This is a genomic window from Methanoculleus sp., from assembly GCF_036677455.1.
Lineage (GTDB): Archaea > Halobacteriota > Methanomicrobia > Methanomicrobiales > Methanoculleaceae > Methanoculleus.
On sequence record NZ_JAVBWL010000032.1, the window covers coordinates 1 to 23,587 of the forward strand.

The following is a 23,587-nucleotide window of genomic DNA, read 5'->3' on the forward strand; positions in this document are numbered from 1 at the left end:
GCCCGGATGGTGCAGGCGAGGTGGACGTGCTTTGCCTGCTCGTAGGCCCTCGTGATATCCTCCTCGACGACCTCGGTGCGGGCGGCGCACTCCGCGTTCAGCACCGCCCGCTTCATCAGGTCAAGCCCCACCCGCACGTCGCCCGACGCCATCGTCTGCTCGACGATACGGTCGAGCATCGGCACAGAGAACACGCCAGGATAGAGCCCGACCCGGATCCGGTCCTGGAGGATGCCCCGGATCTCCCCGGCGTCGTAGGGCGGGAAGTAGATATCGGAGGGGCGGAACGGCGAGATGACCCACCTGCTCAGGTCACTCGCGAGGTCTATGTCCATGTCGCTCACCGTCGCAAAGACCGCTGCCCGGGCGCGGGGGTAGTCCTGGTGCAGCCGGAGCAGGGAGTTGACGACATCGCCGAGGGTGTTGTTGTAGTGGAGCAGGTTCGCGTCGTCCAGGCAGACGATCAGGCTTATCTCTCGCCGCTGCAGGGCGCCGCCGATCGCGTCCATCACCGACTTGATCGATATCCCGGTCCGCGCCGGAGCATGGCCGAAGACCGCTGCGTAGATCCGGGAGAAGACCATGTACTTCGTCCGGTCGTTCTGGCAGTTCACGTAGACCGGCACGATCTTCTTTGTGGTCTGCTCGAGTTCGGCAAAGATCCGGAGGACGCTGGTTGTCTTCCCGGTTCCGGGCAGCCCCCTGCAGATGGCGGAGAGAGCCCGCCCGCCTTCGAGTGCGGGGCGGACCTGGTAGGCAAGGTCGTTGAGCTGGCTCTCGCGGTAGTTGAAGAACTCGGGAACGTAGTCGATCTCGAAGACATCGATGCTCCGGAAGAGGGTCTGGTCGGCCATGAGGAGTCGTTTTCTCATGCAAGGATCGTCGGGGGGCGGCTATTTAAGCGGGAGCCGTGCGCATGGTGAAAGTGAAAAAGGGATTATGCCAGGATGACTTTTGCGCTCATATCGCCGTTGCTGGGTCCGATAGAGGCATTGTTTGCGAGAGTTCAATGTGGCCGATCACCCGCCGAGCACCCGCACAATCACCGCGACCACCCCGCCGACGACCCCGCCGGCCCCGGCACTGACCGTCGATACCCTCCTCTCTTCTCCCGCCTTCTCCGCCCGCCAGCCCTCCAGCGCCCGGATCCGGCTCTCAAAATCCTCGTCCTGCGCCTCCATCTGCCGCAACATCCGGCAGATCCACTTCACATCCCGGTTCGTCTCGTAGACGAGCTCCCGGGTAGTCTTCTCATTGGTCATCCTGGTAACCCTCCCGGAGAATGATAAGGAGTCGATGACAAAAAGGCTGACCGTAAGGATTATATTCGAGAATCGGAGTCAAATTCAGCGTCCCCGGTAAAGTCAGGCTAATCTCCTCCCCCGCTGACCCTATAGTTGTCTGTCATATTCCCGGGAGCATACAGACATGGAGAACCAACCATGGCAGACTTCGTGCAGAAGACCGTGAACAAATCGGCGGTCCGGGACCTCGCCGTCCCGATCGCCACCGTAACGTCGTTTAACACCCTCGTCGAGAGCGTCATCGCCGACAACCCCTTCGGGTGCGTCGGGTATACGACCAAAGCCGGCGAGACCATCGCCCCGGTCGTCCGGAACCGCGAGCACTACACCGCGAAGGTGAACTTCCTCGACGGCGAGGGGAAAAGGGTCGGGACCGTCTCCCTGCAGTCCCCCTCGATCGCCGCGTTCGAGGCGAACGCCGCGGAGGCTCTCGCGAACGCGACCCTCGCGGCCGCGATGGGCGGCTACGCCGAACGCGACTTCGGCGGCGAGAGCTACTACTGTCAGCTCAAGTGCCACGACCCGTCCGGTGACGACTACTACGTCACCTTCACCCGGAAGACCGTCCGGGTCTCGTCCTACCAGGACGACGCCATCAAAGGCAAGGTCGATACCTGGGCCGACGACGTCCCCGCGCTGGACTGAGAGGGGGAACCCCTCTCTCCTTCCAGAGGCTGAGGAAGATATCTTAGAAGACAGAGAGGCTATTCTCCCCGATACCTTCAGATAACCGCTCATTGAACGTTAAAGCATCATTCGCATGATGTGCTCTCCTATGACAATTGGAGCAAAGGGAAGTACCGGTTCGTCCCCACGGGTATGGGGAACGCGGGCGCCTCCCTCAAACGCCCCCACCAAACACCGCCTGGCCGGCGAGATAGCAGAGCCCGGCCACGATCGCCGCCGCCGGGATGGTCAGGATCCACGCGGCGACGATCTCGCGGACCACGCCCCACTTGACCGCCGAGTAACCGCGGGTTGCGCCGACGCCCATGATCGCGCCGGTCGTCGCATGGGTCGTCGAGACCGGGACACCAAAGATGTTCATCAGCGACAGGACGCCCCCGGCGGAGGTCGATGCGGCAAACCCCTGGTAGGGCCGGATCTTGGTGATCCGGTTGGCCATCTTGTCGACGACCCGCCAACCCCCGAGAAGCGTGCCGATGGACATTGCAAGCGAAGAGGCCAGTATCACCCAGAGCGGGACAGCAAACTCGGTGATCAGCCCGCCGGCAAGGAGCATGGCGGTGATGATCCCCATCGCGTTCTGGGCGTCGTTGCCGCCGTGACCGATCGCCTGGAGCGATCCCGAGAAGATCTGGAGGTTCTTAAAGATGCTAGATAAGCGCCGCGGAGCATAGTTGCGGAAGGTGTAAGCGACAACGATGGCGAAGATAAACGCGACTATGAACCCGAGCGTGGGGGAGATGACGATGAAAAGAATGACCCCGAGGATGCCGCTGACCTCCAAAAGTCCCATTATAATGGCGAGCGGGATGGTCAGCGTCACCCCGATGATTCCCCCGACGAGGAGGTTCCACGGCTTGAACTCACCCTTATGGTACGCAAATGCACCCGTGATGACCGCACCGAGGGCTGCGCCGATGAACCCATAGAAGAGAACCTGCTCGACTGTATCAAGCGACGGCCAGAGCACCGCTCCTGTCCCGGCAGCAGCAAGACCGGTGCCGAGGAGCCCCCCGATCAGAGCGTGGCTGCTCGATACCGGGATCCCGAGGAGCGACGTCACGAGGACCCAGAGGACCGCACCGATCAGGGCCACCAGGATCAGTGTCGGCGTGAGAATGCCGGCGTCGACGATCCCCCGCCCGATGGTTGCTGCAATTGCTGTGGTGAAGAGCAGGGGGCCGAGGAGGTTGAAGACTCCGGCGAGGAGGACCGCCTGCAGGGGGGTTAAGGCTTTGGTCGCGATGATGGTGGCGATCGAGTTTGCGGCATCGTTCAAACCGTTTGCAAAATTAAAAAGTAGCGCGAGAAGGATGCCGAGGATGATGATCGGATCCATGGCCATCAGGTGTGTCTGATGGCTATGTCGCTCAAGACGTTTGCAACGTCTTCACACTTATCGGTCGCCATCTCAAGGTTTTCGTAGATGTCCTTGAGCTTGATGATGGTGACCGCATCCTTCGTCTTGAAGAGGTCCATGATGGCATGGCCGAGGACGTTGTCTGCAATATTCTCCAGGCGGTTCACTTCGATGCACCGCTCTTCGATAAGGCCCGGGTCCTTGATCGACCGTATGCCGGTGACGGCCTTCTCGATCTCGATGACGCTGAGCTGGATCAGTTTTGCCAGCTGGATCATCGAGTCGTCGGTCTCGGTGATGCCGTAACCGTACATCTGCTGTGCGGTGCCGTCGATGTAGTCGAGGATGTCATCCAGCGCCGATGCGAGACGGGAGATCTCTTCAGGTTCAAGCGGCGTGATGAATGTCCGGTTCAGCTGCTCGTAGATCTGGTGTGTAATGTCATCTCCCTGGTGCTCGATCTGTTTCATCCGGTGACACTGCTCTTTCACGTTCTCGAAGTTCTCAACGAACTCAACGAGAAGATCGGCTGCGGAAACGACTGTTTTCGCCATCTCATCAAAGAGGTCAAAAAAAGCCTTATCCTGGGGGACTACCCACTCCTTAATGCCCACGATGATCGCTATAAGTTTCTCCCGTCAGGGGCTATATATCGATCGGTCATGCTATCCGGGAAGGGTGGCTGGATACGGCGAAAAGGAGGAGGAGGCCGCGCAATGCCTCCTGGTGAGCGCATCGACCGGCGGTCGGGAGCGGCCCGTCCGACGTGGTACCAGAGAACGGTGCGGAGCCGTTCCCGCACCGCCCCTCACTCCGAGACTTTCACGAGGTTGTCGCGGATGAACTCGATGTCCGCGTCCTTTGCCGCGATCTCAAGGAGCATCGTCCCGTAACCGGGGCAGGGCTTCGTAAACGGCAGCAGAATCCTCTTCTTCCGGATCTGGAGGCCGACGAGCATGGGCTTCTTCAAGAGCATTCGGATGTCCTTGAAGACGAATTCCGGCGGCATCTCGTAGTACTCTTTACTGTGCTTTCGCACGTAGTCGTTCACCTGATCAGGTGTCACATCCATGAGAAGCACCTGTCCACCCAGGTTGTTCACGCAGCGCGAGGCCATCTATAGATGATTCGTATTCAAACGAATAAACCTTGCGCTGGTTCCCCGGGCTGCCGCCTTCGAGGCCGCCCCATCACCGGGCATCGTGCCGCGTTGCTCCCAATATCGACCGCCCTTCTGTCGGGAAGAGGAATAGTTATCCCATACCGGGCAGATACTCCGGTATGAAGCCGTATGGAATGCCGGCCCGCTCGCCCCGGGCTCGTCTCTTCCTCCTGGTGGCTTTCTTTGCCTTCTTCATCATGCCCTGCTCCGTCTCGGGTGCAACGCCCCCGCTGCTTCCGTCTCTCACGCTCTCGGTATCAAACGACACCCTCTCCGGGAACGAAGACCTTGCTATCTCTGTCACCTGGAGCCGGGACGCGAGTTTCTACCACCCCCCGGGAAGCGTCGACGTGCTGTTCTACAGCGCCGGATCGCCCGTTGCAGGCTACACGATCCCGGGAGACGATCGTGCGGCCGCCGATGACAATACGCGGCATTTCCGCGGGACAGTAGCTGCCTCGGAGTTGCCGGAGGGGAGACTCCTGCTCGTCGCCACCGACCCGGTCTCCGGCGCCGAAGCCCGCGCCCCGGTCAACGTCACCGAACCGGGCCGGGACTTCTCCGGTACCCGGCCGGCGGGGTCTACCGACACCGCCTTTCTCCAGGTCGCCGTGGTCCTGCTGGTCGCCCTCGGTGCCGGTCTCGGCCTGCTCGTGCGGCGGCCGTGAAGGGGGACGCTACACCCCGGCGCCCCCCACCGGTTCCCTTAATGTCTGCAGAAAACAACTATTCTTTACGTGATCCGCGAACCGGCAGTAAAAAAAGTTCTCTACTGGTGCGACCAGTGCAACGTCCCCCTCATCGGGCGCACCTGCTCCTGCAAGACGAGGGTCCGGGAGATAGAACTCCTGCAGCCGCACGACGTCCGCCCGGCCCTCGCAGCGGATATGGCCCTCATACGGCGCCTTCTCTCCGAACGGTTCGGCGACGTACCCCTGCCCCACGTCGTGCTCCTGAACAAGACCGGCGGCGCCGACCGGGCTGACCTGGTGATCGTCCACGGCGACCGGTTCGGTTGGCTCTCGTTCGACCCGGTCACCCGGAAGTTCAGCCTAGATATCGCCCCCGAGGCACTTCCGTACATCCTCCCGTATGCAACGAGAGGCATCATCGATCTCGAGGCCGAGCCCGCTGTGCGTGCGCATAAGGGCCGCGTCGGCGGGAAACGGTTCGCCCTGGCGACCGGCGTGCCCGACGGGACAGTCATCGTCGCCTACAAGAACCGGTTCGGCACCGGCGTCGTCAAGGACGGACAGGTCCGGGTGAAGGAACTCGTCTCTGTTGCGCCCCGCACCCGGCCCGACCCGGACTGGGACGTGGTGATCGAGAGGAACCGCTACCACTTGAAGAACCTTGAGAGGAACGCCATCCGCACTATCAAGAAGCACATGAACGACCGGCCATGCGCGAACGTCTCGTTCTCCGGCGGCAAGGACAGCACCGCCGTCCTCCACCTCGCCCGCAAGGCGGGGGTGGAGAAGGCGTTCTTCATCGACACCGGGATCGAACTCCCCGAGACGGTGGAGTTCGTGGCGTCGCAGGGCGTCGAGATCATCCGGAAGGGCGGCGACTTCTTCCAGGCGGTCGAGAAGGCAGGCCCGCCGGGGAAAGACCACCGCTGGTGCTGCAAACTCCTGAAACTCCACCCCTTAAAGATCTACCTCGCCGATACCGGCCCCTGCGTCACCATCCAGGGGAACCGCTGGTACGAGTCCTGGAACCGTGCCGACCTCGACGAGACGAGCCAGAACCCGGCAAACCCCATGCAACTGAACGTCTCGCCGATCCGGAACTGGCGGGCGCTCGAGGTCTTCCTCTACCTCTGGTGGCAGGAGGTCCCCATGAACCCGCTCTACGAGAAGGGTCTTGAGCGGATAGGCTGCTACCTCTGCCCGGCGGCGCTCGAGAGCGAGTACGAGGGGCTCCGGGAGATGCATCCGGACCTGACGGATCGCTGGGACGAATTCCTTATCCGGTGGGCGGAGAAGAATGGGTTGCCGGATGCCTACCACCGGTGGGGACTCTGGCGGTGGCGGGCGCTGCCCCCGAAGATGCGCGAGGTCTGCCGGGAGCGGGGCATCGCCGTGAACGAGGACTTCACCCTGAAAGAGGCCCCGGTAACGAGAGCGGCCCAGGTGACACGTATGAAGACAGTCGGAACAACCCGTGAGCCGGCACCGCCGGCAGAAAAAGAGTTCGCCCCGGAGGATATCCGGAAGGACTTCCCGATCCTCGGCGATATCATATACCTGGACAACGCGGCGACGAGTTTCTCGCCGGAGCCGGTGGTGGAGTCGGTCGTCGAGTTCGAGCACCGTTACCGGGCCAATGTCGGGCGGGGCGTTCACCGCCTGACCCGGATCGCGACGCAGCGCTACTGGCACGCCCACGAGAAGGTGGCCCGGTTCATCGGCGGGGAGGCGGGGGTCACGGTCTTCACGAAGAATGCCACGGATGCAATCAACATGGTCGCGCAGGGCCTCTCCTGGAAGCCGGGCGACCGCGTGGTGACCACCATCCTCGAGCACCACTCAAACCTCCTCCCCTGGAGGGCGCTCGCAAAGCAGGGTGTCGCGCTCGACGTGATCGGGATCGATGCCGACTACGCGCTCGACCTTGCCGCACTAAAAGAGACCCTTGCCGGCGGTGGCGCCCGGCTCGTCGCCGTCACCCACGCCTCGAACGTCCTCGGCGTGACGACACCTGTTGCGGAGATCTCCCGGCTCTGCCGTGAGCACGGCGCGCTCCTCCTTGTGGACGCCGCTCAGTCGCTGCCGCACATGCCGGTGAACGTCGCGGAACTCGGCTGCGACTTCCTCTGTTTCGCGGGGCACAAGATGTTCGGGCCGATGGGAACCGGGGTTCTCTGGATGCGGGACCTGCTCCTTGAGTCGCCGGCTCTCGGCGGCGGCATGGTCACGAGCGTGACCGCCGACGGCTACGTCCCCGCGGAGGGTTACCAGCGCTACGAGGCCGGCACGCCGAACGTCGGCGGCGGGATCGCGCTCGGCGTCGCCGTGGACTACCTCTCGGCGATCGGGATGGAGAAGATCCACCGGCACGAAGAACGCCTGACTGCCCGGCTCATCGCGGGGCTCTCTGCGATAGACGGGGTCACGGTCTATGCCGCCCCGAGCCCGGGTGCCCGGATTGGGGTCGTCTCGTTCACGATCGACGGCGTCCACCCGCAGGAGGCCGCGCAGATGCTCGACGAAGAAGCGGATATCCAGGTGCGGTCGGGGCACCACTGCTGCCAGCCGCTCATGGAGCACCTGAACCTCCCGGAAGGGACGGTCCGGGCGAGCATGGCGGCGTTCACGACGGAGCAGGAGATCGATCTCCTGGTTGCGGCCGTCGAAGAGATCAGCCGGGGCCGGTGAGGGGTTTCTCAATCCTCTGGCCCTGCCCGGATCTCGGCGGCGTCAAGTTTCGGCAGGTGCGACTCGCGGCGTTCTGTCGGGAACGACTGCCCCGCAGCACACGAGTTCGAGGAGACTGAAGGCGTAGGGGTATGCCCCACCCCGCCCGCGCTTCGCGCTCCTCAGACGCACCTGCGGTGCTCATGCTCCGGCCCTACGGCCCGTCGCACCCCACACCAGGGGCGGGGGCAGTGCGTGGCGATAACCGGCGGAAAGCCGTGCACGGTTCTTTTCGGATCTTCATAAAGTTGGGCCATGGGATATTGCCATAGGGGAACGACGCTCCGCAGGACAGGAGTTCGACCACTGTCAGGTGCGGGGGAGGGCCCCTACCTCCCTACCCCTTCTATCCTCCCCGGATGCGTATACACCGCCATCTCCGGGGTTCCCGCGGACCCGACGATGGCAAGGCCGGTCTCCTCCGCGATCTTCACGGCAAGAGCGGTCGGGGGTCCGGTGGAGACCAGCACCGGGATGTTTGCGACGAGGCACTTCCGGACCATCTCGGAGGTGACGAGGCCGGTGCTGACCGCAATCGTCCGGGCGAAGTCGAGACCGTCACGGAGCCCCCGCCCGATCACCCGGTCAAGGGCGTTGTGCCGGTCGATGTCCTCGGAGCGGGCGGCGATGCGGCCTTCTAGAACAAGAGCGACCGCGTCGAGCGGTTCGGGGGCGGTGAGCGCGGCGACGGCTTTTACGAGATCCGGGACGGTAACCGAAAGATCGGAGTCTATCGCGGGCAGTTTCTGCGTGTCGATATAGGAGACGGCACCCCCGCACCCCGAGAGGATGGTCTTCTTCACGCTGACCCGCTTGAAGATGTTCGTCGTGAGGACGCTTATCCGGTTCTCCTCGATTCTGACCGACTCAAGCTCGCCGGTGTCCCTGATGATCTCTTCGGTGTAGAGGTAGCCGGTGACGAAGTCTTGAAGTCCGGTCGGGCTCAGGATCACCGTCGTCAGGTGCCGGCCGTTGACGAAGATCGCCACCGGTGCTTCTCGCGCGGTCTCCCGGGCGACCTCTCCGGCGGGGCCGCCGCCGATGCAGATACAGGTAATTTTCTTGAACATGACTCCTCACTTCGTCCGGTGCGCCGTCTCATATACACTGCCTGACGAACTCCTCGGGCATCAAGGTGCGCCGTGCCGTCTCTTCTATCGAGAGCCCGCTCGCGAGGAACCTTCTGGCAACGTTCTCCATGGGCTCGCCGACCTCGACGATGTGTCCATCCGGGTCGTAGAGCCGGACGGCCCGCTGCCCCCAGGGCTGCTCTACCAGACCGTGGACATACTCAATGGAGCCGGTATGGTTCAGCCGTTCGAGGAATGCGTCGAGATCGTCCTCTTCGAAGTAGAGCTCGGCGTTCTTCGATCGCACGGTGATATCACCTTCATCGACGCAGATGAGACTTGCAAAGTGCGACCGGAGGTGAATCGCAAAACCGCCCTCGAACGCCACGTTCTCACCGAGGTCATGGCCGACACTCTGGCCGAGCACCCCCTCGTAGAAGGCTCTGGACACCCCTACGTCGCGAACGACGATAAGCGGGCATATAAACTTCATCCTGCTCTCCTTACCTTTTCGTAGGAGATCACAGGAGTTCAGTCTTCCGATCGCCGGTTCCGTCGTGTGGAAAATCAGAACCGCTCCATCCGGGCAGAAGAGAGGTTTTCCTGGCCGCTCGATGGAGCGGGAGACCCTCCCGCATCCTCGGGCGTTACCCGACCCTTCTGCGCCCCGGCACGGGCACATCGAGGTCTTTTCTGGAACTCAAGTCAGTTGTTCAACGTTCGACGACAGGCCCGGCCGAAGCCGGCCGGGCCCGTTCTTAAGTGTTCAAGTTACTTAAAGACGTCGTAGATCTGGTCGCTGCCTGTCTCGAAGAGCCGCTGGCGTTCCGCCTGCTCCTCAACGAGCGCAAGGACCGGGAGCTCCATATCCACACCCGGGGTGTGGCCGAACATCTTCTCCATGTCCGTCTGGAGGGCGTGCATGTAGAGCGAGTTCGCGATCTCCATCGGGCAGTTCTCCTCGCACTGGCCGCAGTTGACACAGGAGTCCGACACGTGAGCGTAGCGGATCAGGTGGAACATGAACGGCACAGGGAGCACGCCCGGCGGGACCAGGTAGGGCTTCTTCGTGCTGCACTCGACACAGTAGCAGATCGGGCAGTTCTCGATGCAGGCGTAGCACTTGGTGCACCGGGACGAGTCCTCCATCATCGTCTGGAGGCGCTCCTTCCCTTCCCCGAGTCCCTCGAAGTAGCGTGCCCGCCACTTGTCGCCGAGTTTCAGCATCGAGTTCTCGACCTTGCCGCGGATCTCGATACCCTTCGGGTTTGCGGGCTCGGTGGCGAGGGCCCCGGCCTTGACAGCCGCGTTGAGGAGGTTTGCCCCCTTCTCGGAGCAGACCTCGACGAAGGTGGCCTTCCCGGCTTTTTCTCCGATGACGCCCCAGTTCCCGCAGGCGAGGTCCGCCTGGCGGGGGACCTTCATCTTGCACCGGCGGCAGTTGGAACGGCGGCCGAAGCCCGCCTCCTCGAGTTCGTCCATCGAGATGCCCTTGTGCTGGCCGTCCTTCGTGACGATGATGAACTGGCCCTTGTCGATCTCTTCCTTGACGACGTCGTTCGGGTCGACCCCGAACTTCTCGGCGATCATCTTCCGGGCAGCCACGGGGCTCACGGACCCACCGCAGTTGACGCCGATCAGGAGGAGGTTGTCCAGGTTGACCTGGTTGCGCTTCGCGAGTTCGTAGATGCCCATCGCGTCGCAACCCTTCACCGTCACCCCGAGACGCATGTCCCCGGCACCGTCCAGGTACTTCTTGATCAACTTCGAGAGCAGGAGCGTCCCGCAGTGGAGCGAGCCTGCCGTCTGTCCGAGCTCGGCGGGGTCGGTGATGATCGTGGGGACCGCATCGTAGAGGTCCACGCCCTTCTTGACCGCCAGCACGGCGTCGACGATCTCGTTTTCCAGGGCGTACTTAAGGAGCCCGGTCACCGCACCGCCGCACTCCGCCACCTTGGCGATGTCGGCGTTCGTCGTCCAGGCGTATACCATATCTCCCTTTGCTGCCATTTACTGCACCCCCGTGATCTTCTCGACGGCAACAGCACTGTGCTTCAACTCCGGCATCTTGGAGAGCGGGTCGAGCGCGGTGTTCGTCAGCTGGTTCACAGACCCCTTCCCGCCGAAGTGCATCGTCATCATCAGCACGCCGGGCGCGACTTCGTCGGTCACCCTGGCAAGGGCGTCCGCCTGCCCGCGCCTGCCGCGGAGCCGGATCTTCTCCCCGTTCAGGATGTTCAGCCGTGCTGCATCCTCGTTGTTGATCTGCACGTAGGCTTCCGGCACCTCCTGGTGGAGGATCTTTGCCCGGCCGGTCTGGGTCCGGGTGTGGTAGTGGAAGATCAGACGTCCGGTCATCAGGGTGAACGGATACTCTTCGTCGGCGACCTCCGCGGGCGGCCGGTGTTCGATGCCGAAGAAGTGTCCGAGACCATCGGCCGACGAGAACTTCTCGCGGTGCAGGATGGGGGTTCCGGGGTGCTCCAGGGTCGGGCAGGGCCAGTGGACGGACTCGGGCTTCTCCATCCTTGCGTAGGAGATGCCGGCCATCGACGGGGTGACCCGCCGCATGTCGTCCCAGATATCCTCCGGCGAGTTGAAGTCAAAGCCGTTGAGATTGAGTTTGTGGGCGAGGTCGACGAAGATCTGCCAGTCTTCCTTCGCGTCTCCGGGGGTATCGACGGCCTTACGGATCCGGTTGACCCGCCGCTCGCCGCTGGTGAACGTCCCGTCCTTCTCTGCAAAGGATGCGCCGGGCAGGATGACGTCGGCGTATTTCGCCGTCTCGGTCATGAAGATGTCCTGCACGACCAGGAAGTCGAGTTTCTCAAGCGACCGCATGACATGGTTCGAGTCGGGGTAGGAGACGACCGGGTTTAACGCGAAGATGTACATCGCCTTGATCGGGTCGCCGCACTGGGTGATCTGTTCGGTCAGGGTCACGCCGTAGTTGCTGGCAAGCCCGGTGACGCCCCAGAGTTCCTCCATCCGCTTCCTTGTGGCGTCGTCCTCGCACTTCTGGTAGCCGGAGAAGACGTTCGGGTAGGCACCCATGTCGCAGGCGCCCTGGACGTTGTTCTGGCCACGGAGCGGGTTGACACCGACACCGGGTCTCCCGACGTTGCCCGTGAGCATCGCGAGGTTTCCGAGCGACCGGACGTTGTCCGTGCCGGTGGTGAGTTCCGTGATGCCGAGGCAGTAAATGATCACCGCGTTATCTGCGTTGGCGTAGATCCGGGCGATCTCCTTGACCCGCTCGGTCGGCACGCCGGTGATCGACTCGACCTCGGCGTAGTTCTCCACGGTCTTCTTCAGTTCGTCGAACCCGCTCGTCCTCTTCTCGATGAACTCCGCATCATGGAGGTTCTCCTTGATGATCCAGTACATGATCGAGTTGATCAGGGCGATGTTCGTCGAGGGGTTGTAGCGGACGTACTCGTCGGCCAGACGCGCCGTGGGGGTGTAGCGCGGGTCGCAGACGATGACCTTCTTGCCGGCCTTCTTCGCCTGGAGGACCCGGCGGGCTGCGAGCGGGTGCGCCTCGACGCTGTTCGCGCCGATCATGAAGATGACGTCGGCGTTCTTGACGTCCTCGAAGGGGTTCGTCGCGGCGCCGGAGCCGAACGAGAGCGAGAGCCCGGCGACGGACGGCCCGTGGCAGATACGCGCGCAGTTGTCGATGTTGTTCGTCTTGAAGGCGACGCGCGCGAGTTTCTGCATGATGTAGCACTCTTCGTTCGGGGTCCGGCACGAGACCTGGAAGCCGAGGGCGTTCGGCCCGTACTTGTCGCTGATCTCCGTGAACTTCGAGGCGATAAGATCATAAGCCTCGTCCCAGGAAGCCTCGACGAACTCGCCGTTCTTCTTGATGAGGGGTTTCGTCAGCCGGTCGGGGCTCTGGACGAACTCCCAGCAGGTTGCTCCCTTGGGGCAGAGTTTGCCCTCGTTGATCGGGCTCCTCTTGTAGGGTTCGACCCCCACGAGTTTGCCGTCGTTCACCACGAGGTTGAGCCCGCACCCTACACCGCAGTAGGGGCAGGTCGTGGGGACGTACTGTAATTTTCCATTGGTTTCAGCCATTCATATTCTCCTGATGGTTGCATTCAACGTCTTGCCAAACATGTCGAAAGGTGGACATGTTCACAGTAGTTTTACTCTACTTCATAGTATATAAATTCAAACTAATCTGGTTAACAAAAACCGATATGTGGGGGAGTATAATTGATATTTATAAATTCCAAACCGCCGCATACGGAATAGTTGCCCTAATGTTGCGGCCCATGCAATTATACGACACTCCAACGATTGTATGCAATATCTATTCCTTCAGAGTTAATTAAATGTTATTAATTGATCCAAAATATTTACAACTCATCGTGATCAAATACTCCTCTGTGCAACCGAGACTGAACCATACCTGGGATGACATCGAGGCCCGGCTCAAGTCCAAAGGGTCCACCCTGGAATTGATCGATAATTTCCGGAGATGTATCGACTTTCACACCTATGCGGCCCCGGGGCTCCTGGTCGGGGTCTATATAGTGGACTATGCCCTGGAACTCCTGAATTCACCCGGTGATGAGAAGATCTACGCCGTCTGTGAGACGACGAAGTGTCTGCCCGACCCCCTGCAGGTGATCGCCCACTGCACAACCGGCAACCACCGTCTCCGGGTCATCCCGATCGGGAAGTTCGCCATCACCATGAACGGGCCTGCCGAATCCCCATACGTGGACGGGATCCGGGTCTTCGTCGACAGTGAGAAGATCGGGCGATATCCGACGTTTGCCCTGTGGTACACGAAAGACCCTCTCTTCGACCCGAGAACCCGGGGCATCGCGCTGATAGACGAGATCATCGATGCGGGACGCGATATGCTCTCGTATGAACGGGTGCGAGTAAAAGTGCCCCAGAAATGGCCCTGGAGGTCCGCAATCTGTTCCATCTGCGGCGAGCTGGTTCCCGACAACATGCTCGTCAACGGGGCCTGCGCGGACTGCCGGTCACAGTCCTACTACGAGAAGACGGCGTGTTGAGAACGAGGGATCTCCCCCTCCCCGTGCGGAGGGCTTAACCTTCAGCGACAGAGAATGCACCGCATGGAACTTCTCCCAACCGGGCTCGTGCGCTCACGTATACGTTCCCGCAGCGATATGCCGGTCCAGGGCGTCGACGCCGAGATAGAGGTCTTCCCGGAGTATGCAGCAGCACTGGACGGAATCAAGGAGTATTCGCACCTGATCCTGATCTGCTGGCTCCACGAGGCGGAACGGGGGGTCCTGAAGGCGGTGGCCCGGAAGGTCTCGAGCGACCTCCCGGAGAAGGGCGTCTTCTCCCTCCGCTCTCCGGTACGGCCGAACCCTCTCTCGGTCTCGGTGGTTCGCCTGCGCGGCGTGCGGGAGGGGCGGATCCTCGAACTCGCGAACGTCGACCTGATCGACGGAACGCCGGTGCTCGACCTCAAGCCCTACCAGACGGGATGGGACTGTGTCTTCTCGGCGACCGGTCACGACCGGACCGAGAAGATCCGGAAGATGGAGCCCGCCGAATACCGGGAGGGCCTCATCCGCGAGGCCGTGAACTACCACGGCGAACTCTGTCCGGGTGTGGCGGTCGCGGTCCGGCTTGCGGAGGAGGCGACGCGCATCCTTGCAAGCGACCTTGCGGTGCCGCGGGTCTCGGTCACGCTCGGGACTGAGCCCTGCATCGCCGATGCGCTCGTCGGGATCACCGGTGCGCGCCCGGGAAACTGCCGGTTACGTTTTTCAGAGGGAGATTGTTACGCTTTTGCCTCCCCGGGAGGGGAGGCGATCTTCCATCTCCGGCACATGCCCGCGAGCGTCGGAGAGATCCTGGCATGCCCCGGGAGATCGCTCTTCGACTGCGAGGTCCGCCCCCCGCCATGATCGACAGACTCCAGCATACTATGAGAGAGAATACCATATCTGCCGGGAGACCGGCAGGAGAAAGAGGATGGCGCACCGTTACCTGAACCTTACCCCGCTTCCCGATGCGCTCGCGGCCATGCGGCGGGCGTTCCCCCCCCGGGACCATATCGAGACGGTGCCGCTCTCCCTCTCGGTCGGCCGGGTGACGGTCGAACCCCTGTACGCCGGGTACTCCGTCCCCCCGGCCGATATCGCGAGGTTCGATGGGTATGCGGTGAAGAGCAGGGAGACCCTCGGGGCGCAGGACCAGCGGCCGCTGCCCCTTCGTGACTATCTCCGCATCAATACCGGTGATCTCCTTCCTTCGTCGTTTGACGCCGTCGTCATGATCGAGGATACCTGGGATGAGGGCGGCATACCCCGGGTCAGGAAGTCCGCTGCGTCCTGGCAGAACGTCCGGCGTGCCGGCGAGGACGTCCGGGCAGGCGACCTCGTCCTCCCGAAAGGCCACCAGATCCGGCCGTTCGACCTCGGCGCCCTTGCGACCTACGGCATAACCCGGGTCGCCGTCCGGTCGGTCCGGGTCGGGATCGTACCGACGGGGAGCGATCTCGTCCCGCTCGGTGTGGCACCCGGGCCCGGCCAGACGATGGAGACGAACACCCTCATGGCGGAGGCCTACCTCACCCGGATGGGAGCGACCTGCTGCCGATACGGGATCGTCCCCGACGACCCGGACCTGATCCGGGAGGCGGTGCAGAAGGCGGTGGCCGAGAACGACCTCGTCATCCTCTCGGCAGGTTCGTCGGCCGGCACGCGGGACTTCTCCCGGGACGTCGCCGGGGGGCTCGGGGAGATCGTCTTCCACGGCATCGCCATCCGGCCGGGAAAACCGGCGCTGCTCGCGAAGATCGACGGTAAACCGGTCCTCGGGATGCCGGGGTATCCCGTCGCCGCACAGACGATCCTCCGGGAGGTTGCCGGGGACCTGCTCGCGTGGTGGGGGCTTCGCCCGTTCCCGGCCGAGGAACTGGACGTCCGGTTGTCAAGGAGGCTGGCATCCGATCTCGGGTTTGACGAGTTCATCCCGGTCTCGGTCGGGCGGGTGGGCGGCACCTGCTGGGCGACCCCGCATCCCCGGGGCGGCGGCATCCAGATGGCGGTGGTCCGGGCGAACGGCTACCTCCACGTCCCCGCCGCTCGCGAGGGGGTCGAGGCGGGCGAGGAGATGCATCTCCGCCTCACCGTCCCGGCGGCCTCCATCGGACGCACGCTCGTCTGTGTCGGAGAGCGCGACCCCGCCCTCGCCGGACTCCAGAACTGCCTCGCGGACCTCGGCTACCACCTTCACTGCTGCAACGCATCGACGATGGGAGCGGTGCTCGCCCTGCGGGCGAAGACCTGTCATGCCGCCTCGATCGCTCTCCCCGAGACCGGGACGGCGTGGAACGACCTGGTGCTCCGGTACCTGCCGGGCGTGGACCTCCTGCGGGTGCAGGTGGCCCGGGTGGAACTCGGGATCGCCTCTGTCGTCGACCTGGACGACGCCGCGAAACTCCGGTTCGTCAACCGCCCGAAGGGCACGGCGGCACGGATCTTCCTGGATGCCTGGCTGGACCGGCAGGGGATCGAGCCCGGCGGAATCGACGGCTGCGAGGTGCGGACGCACGGTGCCGTCGTCGCGGCCGTCGCCAACGGGTCCGCGGACGCAGGGGTCTGCCCGGCCAGCACGGCGCGGGAGGCGGGGCTCCGGTTCACCCCGCTCGGGTACGAGTCGTGCGACCTCCTGGTCCAGAGGGAACTTGCCGCGGACGAGGGCGTCGCGAGTCTCATCCGGGCCGCCCGATCGCCTGCGTTCGGGGAGTTCATCCGGTCGACGGGACGGGACCGTACCGACCCGGTGGACGGCGCGTAGGCCCGAAAAACGTATCTTCTCTTCGAGACGACTACTCTTTATGATTGTCAGCGAACAGACGCAGGGCCAGATCATGGGGGTGCTCCGGCGGCTTGCAAAGGCCACCGGAGAGAAGGATATCGAGAGCATCATGGCGCTCACCGACCCTGATTTCTGCGGTCTCGGGACCGACGCCGGCGAGAAGGTGATCGGAAGGGAGGCCTACCGCCACCAACTCGAGCGCGAATTTACTCAGGCTGAGACGATCTCGCTTGAGTTCTCCGACGTCCGTATCGGTGCCGAGGGGACGGTCGCCTGGGTCATGGCCGATATGACCTACCGCTCTCAAGCCCGCGGCACCCCGTTGACCCTGAATGGGCGGATGACGGCGGTGCTCCGGGGGACGGGCCACGCGTGGGTCATTGCCCAGATGCACTACTCAATCCCGGCGGCATAACCTTTTTTCCCGGTCACTGGCGCCCGGTCTCAAAGAAGAGGATCGCCCTCCCTTTGCCGTCGATCACCGCGAGCGTATCCCCCACGATCCGGTAGCCCGCAGCCGACCGGAGGAGGGCGAGGTACGCGCCCTCCTGCTCCATGATCCCGGCCGGTTCGGCTGCGTTGGCTTTCGTCACGAGGACCCGTTCCACAGTGATCCCTGTCTCGTTGAGGAGGTAGGGGGCCGAATAGGCGTTGCACCCGGCAGACCCCGAGAGCGTGCCGTCGGGATCGATGGTCAGGGTGATCCCGGTGCCCGGGATGAGCGACGCGACGGTGCTGCCGCCGCCGGTGCTGTAGTGGATGAGGTGCCATTCTGTCGCGAGCAACGGTGCGCTCTCCGGCTGCGCGTCCCGGGTGAAGATGAGCAGGTCCTTGCCCGACAGCCCGGCGATCACCAGCCGGTCCTCCTCCACCCGGTAGGAGGCCGCCGCGGCCAGGAGTTCCCTGAACCGGGCCTCCTGCTGCACGAGGCCCGGTTCCGCTGCAGCCATGGTGCCGGTGACCGGCTCCACGGATAGGGCAGAGCCGTTGATCCGGTAAGAGGCCGAGTAGAGGTTGCACCCGGCAGACCCGGAGAGCGTCCCGCTCTCGCCGAAGATGATGGACGGCTCCGACCCGGGCAGGGGCGCGATGATCGAGCCGTTATCGGCACGGAACGCGGCCAGGTGCCATGCCATCCCCGCAAGCGGTTCGGCGACCCTGTCGGCGGCGCCGGGAGGCGTGCCCGTCACGCTTGAGTAGCCGATCGTGACGAGGCAGGCCGCGACGATGACCAGGAGCGCGAGTTTCGCGAGTATCCTGTGCCCGTCCTGGCCCATCGGTGCCATGGTTAGGCGTGGGCGGCAGGAGAAGAAAAACTAACTGATTTTCATTGAGATACAGGCAAACCCTCTTTTCCTGATGGCCAGACGGACGCTGCGTCGATTCGTCGAGGAAGCCTCAAGAAGGCTTTTTCGCGCGAGAAGCCTTTTTATCCAGAATGGATAGGAAAAAGAGGGGTGGGGCGCTCACCGGTCAGAGTGAGTGACATTCCCCTCTTCATCGAGGAGGTCGTCGGCCTGCACGAAGGTGAGCAGGTCGATGCCTGCTTCGTTCGTGAGGGCCAGATGGTCGCCGTCGACCCGGTAGGACGAGACGCCGGCGAGGAGGTTCAGGTAGGTGCTCTCCTGCTCCATGAGACCTTCCGGCTCACCGCAGTACATCTTCGTGCTGATGGGCGGCGAGATCGTCATTTCTCTGCCGTCGGCCTGGTAGTCGGCCCCGTAGAAGTTGCATCCGGCGTTCCCGGTGACTTTGCCGTCAGGGCCGAAGGCCGCCGTGACCGTGGTTCCGGCGATCACCGAGGAGACGGACTCCCCCTCGGGGCTGCTGTAGGACTCAAGCGTCCACGCCGTCCCGGTGAGGGGTGCCGGCGGCACCACCGGCGCCTGCACGAAGAAGAGGAGTTCGGTTCCGTCCGCATCCGTGAGGGTCAGGCGGTCGCCCGCGATTCGGTAGGACGAGGCATTTCCGAGGAGGGCAAGGTAGGCGCTCTCCTGCTCCATGACGCCGGGCGTCTCGCAGTACATCAGGGTGCTGAAGAGGGAGGAGATTGTAAGGTTCCCGCCGTCGAGGGAGTACCCGCCGCCGTAGTGGTTGCATCCGGCGTTCCCGGTGACGTTGCCGTCAGGCGCGAAGGTCACGGTGACGGTCGCCCCCGCGATCACTGAGGAGATTGCGTCCCCTCCGGTAGCGTAGCTGTCGAGGACCCAGTCCGTCCCGACGAGCGGGAGGTCGGGCGTCGGGACGATCTTCGCGAAGACCAGGATCACGGTAGCGTTCGCGTCCGCGAGGGTCAGCCGGTCATCCTCCATCCGGTAGGAGGCGACGTCGTCCAGAAGCGCGAGGTAGCGGTCCTCCTGTTCCATGATGCCGGGCGGCTCGCTGCAGCACATCTCGGTCCTGACGGTGGACCCGATGGTAAGGGTTGCGCCATCTGTCGTGTAGTTTGCGCCGTAGTGATTGCACCCGGCGTTTCCGCCGATGTTGCCGCCAGCGTCGAAGACTGCCGTGACGGTCGTCCCGGCAAGGACCGGTACCATGGTGCCGTTCTCCCCGGCGAGGCTCGCGAGCGTCCAGGACGTCCCGGCGAGTTCAACGGGCGCTGCCTTCACGAAGACGAGGGCGTCGGTTCCGTCCGCGTCGGTGATGATGAGCCGGTCGTTCTCGATCCTGCAGCCCGCCGCCGAGCCGAGGAGGTCCATGAACCGTGCCTCCTGGTCCATGATGCCTTCGGGCTCGGTGCAGAACTTCAGCGTCTGGGCAAGCGAGGAGACCGAGAGGGTCGTGCCGTTCTGGAGGTAGTCGCCGCCGTAGCCGTTGCACCCGGCAGAGCCGGTGACCTTGTCGTCAGGACCGAAGGCCGCCGTGACCTCCGTTCCCGGCAGGACCGGGACGAGCGTGCCGTTCCCGGTGAGGTAGGAATCGAGCGTCCAGGAGGTCCCGGCAAGCCCGGCGACCGCCCCGGGCGCCGATGTGCCCGACAGGCATCCTGCAGCGATGATGCTCGCCACGACGATGACGAGGAGCGACGCCGTCGCAAGGATGTAATTTCTGTTCTTTCTTCTGTTCGGTGCCATACACCAGCATATGGGCGGGAATGAGAGATAAATGAATGGTAAACTACGAAAAAAATTGAACCCATACGTGACGCATTTGGCAAACCGGGAGATTATATCGGTAATTTGGTTTGGGCCGCCTCATGCCCCGTTGAGGTTGCACGGGCGGCGCCATCGGGCATCCGGACGTTTCGGCCGCTCTGCGAGGAGTGTCCCCCTGCATGCATGTCATTTATCCGGGAAGGCGGATTATACCGGGCGCGGGAGATGAGTGCAATGGCGACGTTGATCCTTTTACGGCACGGCGAGAGCCTCTGGAACAGTGAGAACCGGTTCACGGGCTGGACCGACGTGGACCTCTCGCCCCACGGTATCGAAGAGGCCCACCGGGCGGCGGAACTTCTCGAGGAAGGCGGATATACGTTCCGCGTCGCTTACACCTCCGTCCTGAAGCGGGCCATCCGGACGCTCTGGATCGTCATGGACGACCTCGACCTCATGTACGTCCCGGTGCACCGGTCGTGGCGACTGAACGAGAAGAGTTACGGCGCCCTGCAGGGCTTGAACAAACAGGAGACCGCGGAGAAGTACGGCGCTGAGCAGGTGCACCTCTGGCGCCGGGCATACGACGTCCGGCCGCCGCCGCTCGCATGGGACGACCCACGGCACCCGCGGTTCGACCCCCGTTATGCGGACCTCGACCCGGAGAGCCTTCCTGCGACTGAGTCCCTGCACGATACGCTCAAGCGCGTGCTCCCGTACTGGGAGAGCCACATTACGGGGGACCTCCGAAGGGGCGGGCCGGTCCTGGTCGCCGCCCACGGCAACAGCCTCCGGGCCCTGGTTAAGCACCTGGACGGGGTTCCCGACGACGAGATCGCGGCCCTCAACATCCCCACCGGCTATCCCCTCGTCTACGAACTGGACAATGACCTGAAAGCGATCAGGCATTACTACCTTGGCGACCCGGAGGAGGTCGCGGCGGCCGCACGGGGCGTGGCCCGGCAGGCCGGGCCGGGATAGGTGAGGGTGGTGGCCCCCTCCCGGAGGGGATACGCATACGTGCGCGCCGGCCTGCGGGAGAGTCAGGGAAGTAAAGTGTGTTATCATTACCCTCCGCCGGGCATCTCTGCGATTACGGTGAGGGCGTCTTGAACCCGTGTTTTGCAAGATAGCCGGAAATAATCTCGAAGATCTGCTCCGCATCCTGCACGGTTCCGTTTGCAGAGGCTTCACCGTACGTCAGACCATAGTCGGCTGCCTCTCGTGCAGTCTTCGCTCTCCGGAGGTCGGAGACGATTGCAGGAGGCAGGATTCCTCTATCGGTGAATAGTTCCTCGATGGCGGCTATAAGGCACTCGTGGCTCTTCTCGACGTACCCGGCACTGAAGAGCAGCGATTTGCAGGCATGGAACATGGAATAGTATGCCTTGATGATGGTCCACTTGTAGTCGGATTCGAGAAGCGATTTCTTTGCCGAGTCGAGATCTCCCTTTGCCTCAGCGAGCTCCCTCTCGACCGTCGCCCTGCTCGCGGGCCGTTTGACCACACCCCGACGGCTCACGCAGTCCTGGAATTTGTATGACATCCCTCACCCAATAAGAACAATACCCTGCTGGATGTTATCGAAGAATGGGGCGTCCTCGGTCTTTAATCGATAGGTTTCATCCGGCGTGTTGATGATCGAGGAGAGTTCTCGCGCAAGGGTGTTCTGGTGCATATGTAAGATCTCCTGGATAGGCTCTTTGTCGAGGGTCTCGATATAGAGGTCGATATCGCTTGCGGGCGTATCCTCTCCTCGCGCACAGCTGCCGTAGAGGATAACGTTCGTCGTCATACCCCGCAGGTCCCGGATGAGGGGCTGCAGTTCAAGGAGCGTGAACCAGACCTTCATCTGCCGCAGGAGGACGCTCTCCATATTCGCCTGATAAAAGGCGAGATTTCCTACGTCCTCGCGGGTGACCAGATCCATTGCCCCGAGATCTTTGAGATTTTTGCTGACGAGTGAGACGTCGCGATGTACTATCCGGGAGAGCTCCCGGACGTGGAACTTCCTCGTGTAGTCCCTCCCGAGCAGGACGAGGAGGATCAACGACGATCTCCGGAAGAGCGATCCGTATGCGTCCAGGAAGTCCCAGGGGTGAGGGTTGCCGGGCGGGGTGTTCCCGTCTGCTGTGGGTGTCTCTTCATCCAGGAGCTGCCGGCCGGGGTTCTCATTTTGTTGAATATTATTCAACATATGTTGATTTTCTCTCATCACTTGTTGAGTATATATCAGCGAGGGTACATAAAGGCATCCCGGGGGATCCGGTCAGTTGCCGGCATTTTTCCGGGGATCTCCCCGGGCAGAATGTCACCCCAAAGTTCTTCTCCGGCATCCCCCGCCCCCCCTCCCACGCGGTTCGAGGCCGGTCATGGCGATTGCGATGGATGGGACATCCGGAGCACGAGCACCGTCAGGTGCGATATCCGGTGGAGATCCGTGGCCCCGGAAGGCGACCCTCGCGCCGGCCTTCAGAGAGTGTCGGCCTCCGGCAGTGTCGCAGGGTCCGGCCGGTGCGAAACCCTGCGGCCGGAAAACCAAAACCGCCCCCGAACCGGCGAATTTCCCCGGCACCATCCCCGGGCAAAGATCATATATACCCTCCCGCAGAGGGGGCCCCTGTCTGACAAGGGGGAAGTGATATGAAGAAGGTTGCCATCAACGGATTTGGGCGGATCGGGCGGAAAGTCCTCTACAACTACCTCACCGACCCGCCGGAGAATATCGAGATCGTCGCGGTGAACGACCCAAGCCCGACGGAAGAACTCGCCTACCTGATGAAGTACGACTCGGTCCATGGGCGGGCGCCGTTCCCGGTCGAGGCAGGGGCGGACCGCCTCCGGTTCGGGTCAAACGAGGTGCGGGTGCTGCACGAAAGGGACCCCGCACGCCTCCCGTGGAAGGACCTCGGTGTGGATATGGTGCTTGAGTGCACGGGGCACTTCACGGAACGGGCGGGCTCTGCAAAACACCTGGATGCCGGGGCGTCCCGGGTCGTCATCAGCGCACCCTCGCCCGACGCCGACCATACGGTCGTGCTCGGGGTCAACGAGGAGACGTATGACCCCGCAAAGCACACCGTCGTCTCGAACGCCTCCTGCACGACCAACGCACTTGCCCCGGCGGCAAAGGTCTTGAGCGACGCCTTCGGTGTCGAACGCCTGATGGCGACGGCGATCCACGCCTACACCGCCACCCAGGCACTGGTTGATCGGGCCGCGAAGAAACCGCGCCGGGGACGGGCCGCGGCCGTCTCGCTCATCCCGACATCGACCGGGGCCGCCGTCGCCACCACCCGGGTTCTCCCCGAACTCACCGGGAAGATGGACGCGATAGCAATCCGGGCCCCGATCCCCGATGGGTCCGTCATCGATATTGTTGCGGAACTCTCACGCGGCGCAACAGCGGATGATGTGAACGCCGCGATGAAGCAGGCGGCGGAAGGAAGGATGAAGGGATACCTCGCGTATACCCTGGATCCGATCGTATCGGCCGATATCGTCGGCGACCCGCACTCCGGGGTCGTCGACGGGCTCTCCACGAGCGTCGTCGGCGGCCGGATGGTCAAGGTCCTGGTCTGGTACGACAACGAGTTTGGGTACGCTAAAAGGATGGTCGATATCGCCTCTTACATGGCCTCCCGGGAGTGAGGGGATACACTG

General features: G+C 63.0%; 22 protein-coding genes. 9 read left to right on the forward strand and 13 right to left on the reverse strand.

The window, feature by feature from the left end:
• On the reverse strand, positions 1–872 hold an 872-nt coding region (locus tag V6K60_RS07435; RefSeq protein ID WP_332449885.1), incomplete at its 3' end, for an ORC1-type DNA replication protein.
• 147 nt (positions 873–1,019) lie between these two features.
• Positions 1,020–1,262: a hypothetical protein gene (locus V6K60_RS07440; RefSeq protein ID WP_332449886.1), complete on the reverse strand. Its 243-nt coding sequence runs from the start codon at positions 1,260–1,262 to the stop codon at positions 1,020–1,022.
• Positions 1,263–1,442: 180 nt separating this feature from the next.
• On the opposite strand from V6K60_RS07440, the gene V6K60_RS07445 reads away from it, so the two are divergent.
• Positions 1,443–1,949 (forward strand): hypothetical protein, encoded by a 507-nt coding sequence (locus V6K60_RS07445; RefSeq protein WP_332449887.1) that lies wholly within the window; start codon positions 1,443–1,445, stop codon positions 1,947–1,949.
• Positions 1,950–2,145: 196 nt separating this feature from the next.
• Here V6K60_RS07445 and V6K60_RS07450 read toward each other — a convergent pair whose 3' ends face one another.
• The 3 genes from V6K60_RS07450 to V6K60_RS07460 form a co-directional block, all read right to left on the reverse strand.
• The gene (locus V6K60_RS07450; protein WP_332449946.1) at positions 2,146–3,330 is read right to left on the reverse strand and encodes an inorganic phosphate transporter; all 1,185 of its coding nucleotides are present in this window, start codon (positions 3,328–3,330) and stop codon (positions 2,146–2,148) included.
• A gap of 5 nt (positions 3,331–3,335) precedes the next feature.
• Entirely contained in the window at positions 3,336–3,965 is a 630-nt protein-coding gene (locus tag V6K60_RS07455; RefSeq protein ID WP_332449888.1) for a DUF47 domain-containing protein, read from the reverse strand.
• Positions 3,966–4,159: 194 nt separating this feature from the next.
• Complete coding sequence (locus V6K60_RS07460) at positions 4,160–4,468, reverse strand: DUF1894 domain-containing protein (protein ID WP_332449889.1); 309 nt, start codon at positions 4,466–4,468, stop codon at positions 4,160–4,162.
• A gap of 164 nt (positions 4,469–4,632) precedes the next feature.
• Between V6K60_RS07460 and V6K60_RS07465 the strand changes: the two genes are divergently transcribed.
• The gene (locus V6K60_RS07465; RefSeq protein ID WP_332449890.1) at positions 4,633–5,181 is read left to right on the forward strand and encodes a hypothetical protein; all 549 of its coding nucleotides are present in this window, start codon (positions 4,633–4,635) and stop codon (positions 5,179–5,181) included.
• A 69-nt stretch (positions 5,182–5,250) separates the two neighbouring features.
• Entirely contained in the window at positions 5,251–7,893 is a 2,643-nt protein-coding gene (locus V6K60_RS07470) for an aminotransferase class V-fold PLP-dependent enzyme (RefSeq protein ID WP_332449891.1), read from the forward strand.
• 368 nt (positions 7,894–8,261) lie between these two features.
• Here the strand turns inward: V6K60_RS07470 and V6K60_RS07475 are convergent, their stop codons facing one another.
• From V6K60_RS07475 to fdhF, 4 genes are all read right to left on the reverse strand, one after another.
• Positions 8,262–9,002, reverse strand: a complete 741-nt coding sequence (locus tag V6K60_RS07475; RefSeq protein WP_332449892.1) for a formate dehydrogenase accessory sulfurtransferase FdhD — start codon at positions 9,000–9,002, stop codon at positions 8,262–8,264.
• A gap of 28 nt (positions 9,003–9,030) precedes the next feature.
• Positions 9,031–9,495, reverse strand: coding sequence for a VOC family protein (locus V6K60_RS07480; protein WP_332449893.1), 465 nt, complete (start codon positions 9,493–9,495; stop codon positions 9,031–9,033).
• A 278-nt stretch (positions 9,496–9,773) separates the two neighbouring features.
• A complete protein-coding gene (locus V6K60_RS07485; protein WP_332449894.1) occupies positions 9,774–11,012 on the reverse strand; it encodes a Coenzyme F420 hydrogenase/dehydrogenase, beta subunit C-terminal domain in 1,239 nt (412 codons plus the stop codon).
• The gene (gene fdhF, locus V6K60_RS07490; RefSeq protein ID WP_332449895.1) at positions 11,013–13,082 is read right to left on the reverse strand and encodes a formate dehydrogenase subunit alpha; all 2,070 of its coding nucleotides are present in this window, start codon (positions 13,080–13,082) and stop codon (positions 11,013–11,015) included. It abuts the gene before it with no gap.
• Positions 13,083–13,396: 314 nt separating this feature from the next.
• Here fdhF and V6K60_RS07495 point away from each other — a divergent pair, with 314 nt between their 5' ends.
• The 4 genes from V6K60_RS07495 to V6K60_RS07510 all read left to right on the forward strand — a co-directional run bounded on the left by V6K60_RS07495 (position 13,397) and on the right by V6K60_RS07510 (position 17,241).
• Positions 13,397–14,038, forward strand: coding sequence for an FmdE family protein (locus V6K60_RS07495; protein ID WP_332449896.1), 642 nt, complete (start codon positions 13,397–13,399; stop codon positions 14,036–14,038).
• Between the two features lie 63 nt (positions 14,039–14,101).
• Positions 14,102–14,908 carry a tRNA (N6-threonylcarbamoyladenosine(37)-N6)-methyltransferase TrmO gene (tsaA, locus tag V6K60_RS07500; RefSeq protein WP_332449897.1) on the forward strand — a complete coding sequence of 269 codons (807 nt, stop codon included), beginning with the start codon at positions 14,102–14,104 and terminating at the stop codon, positions 14,906–14,908.
• Between the two features lie 67 nt (positions 14,909–14,975).
• Entirely contained in the window at positions 14,976–16,805 is a 1,830-nt protein-coding gene (locus V6K60_RS07505; protein WP_332449898.1) for a substrate-binding domain-containing protein, read from the forward strand.
• A 40-nt stretch (positions 16,806–16,845) separates the two neighbouring features.
• Positions 16,846–17,241, forward strand: a complete 396-nt coding sequence (locus V6K60_RS07510) for a nuclear transport factor 2 family protein (protein ID WP_332449899.1) — start codon at positions 16,846–16,848, stop codon at positions 17,239–17,241.
• A gap of 13 nt (positions 17,242–17,254) precedes the next feature.
• On the opposite strand, the gene V6K60_RS07515 is transcribed toward V6K60_RS07510, so the two are convergent.
• Both V6K60_RS07515 and V6K60_RS07520 read right to left on the reverse strand, forming a co-directional pair.
• Positions 17,255–18,112, reverse strand: a complete 858-nt coding sequence (locus V6K60_RS07515) for an META domain-containing protein (protein ID WP_332449900.1) — start codon at positions 18,110–18,112, stop codon at positions 17,255–17,257.
• A gap of 180 nt (positions 18,113–18,292) precedes the next feature.
• A complete protein-coding gene (locus tag V6K60_RS07520; protein ID WP_332449901.1) occupies positions 18,293–19,903 on the reverse strand; it encodes an META domain-containing protein in 1,611 nt (536 codons plus the stop codon).
• A 255-nt stretch (positions 19,904–20,158) separates the two neighbouring features.
• Between V6K60_RS07520 and gpmA the strand changes: the two genes are divergently transcribed.
• The gene (gene gpmA, locus V6K60_RS07525; RefSeq protein WP_332449902.1) at positions 20,159–20,905 is read left to right on the forward strand and encodes a 2,3-diphosphoglycerate-dependent phosphoglycerate mutase; all 747 of its coding nucleotides are present in this window, start codon (positions 20,159–20,161) and stop codon (positions 20,903–20,905) included.
• 112 nt (positions 20,906–21,017) lie between these two features.
• On the opposite strand, the gene V6K60_RS07530 is transcribed toward gpmA, so the two are convergent.
• A complete protein-coding gene (locus tag V6K60_RS07530; RefSeq protein ID WP_332449903.1) occupies positions 21,018–21,470 on the reverse strand; it encodes a HEPN domain-containing protein in 453 nt (150 codons plus the stop codon).
• A gap of 3 nt (positions 21,471–21,473) precedes the next feature.
• Positions 21,474–22,121: a nucleotidyltransferase domain-containing protein gene (locus V6K60_RS07535; protein ID WP_332449904.1), complete on the reverse strand. Its 648-nt coding sequence runs from the start codon at positions 22,119–22,121 to the stop codon at positions 21,474–21,476.
• Between the two features lie 446 nt (positions 22,122–22,567).
• Between V6K60_RS07535 and gap the strand changes: the two genes are divergently transcribed.
• Positions 22,568–23,575, forward strand: a complete 1,008-nt coding sequence (gene gap / locus V6K60_RS07540; protein ID WP_332449905.1) for a type I glyceraldehyde-3-phosphate dehydrogenase — start codon at positions 22,568–22,570, stop codon at positions 23,573–23,575.
• Positions 23,576–23,587 lie beyond the last annotated feature (12 nt).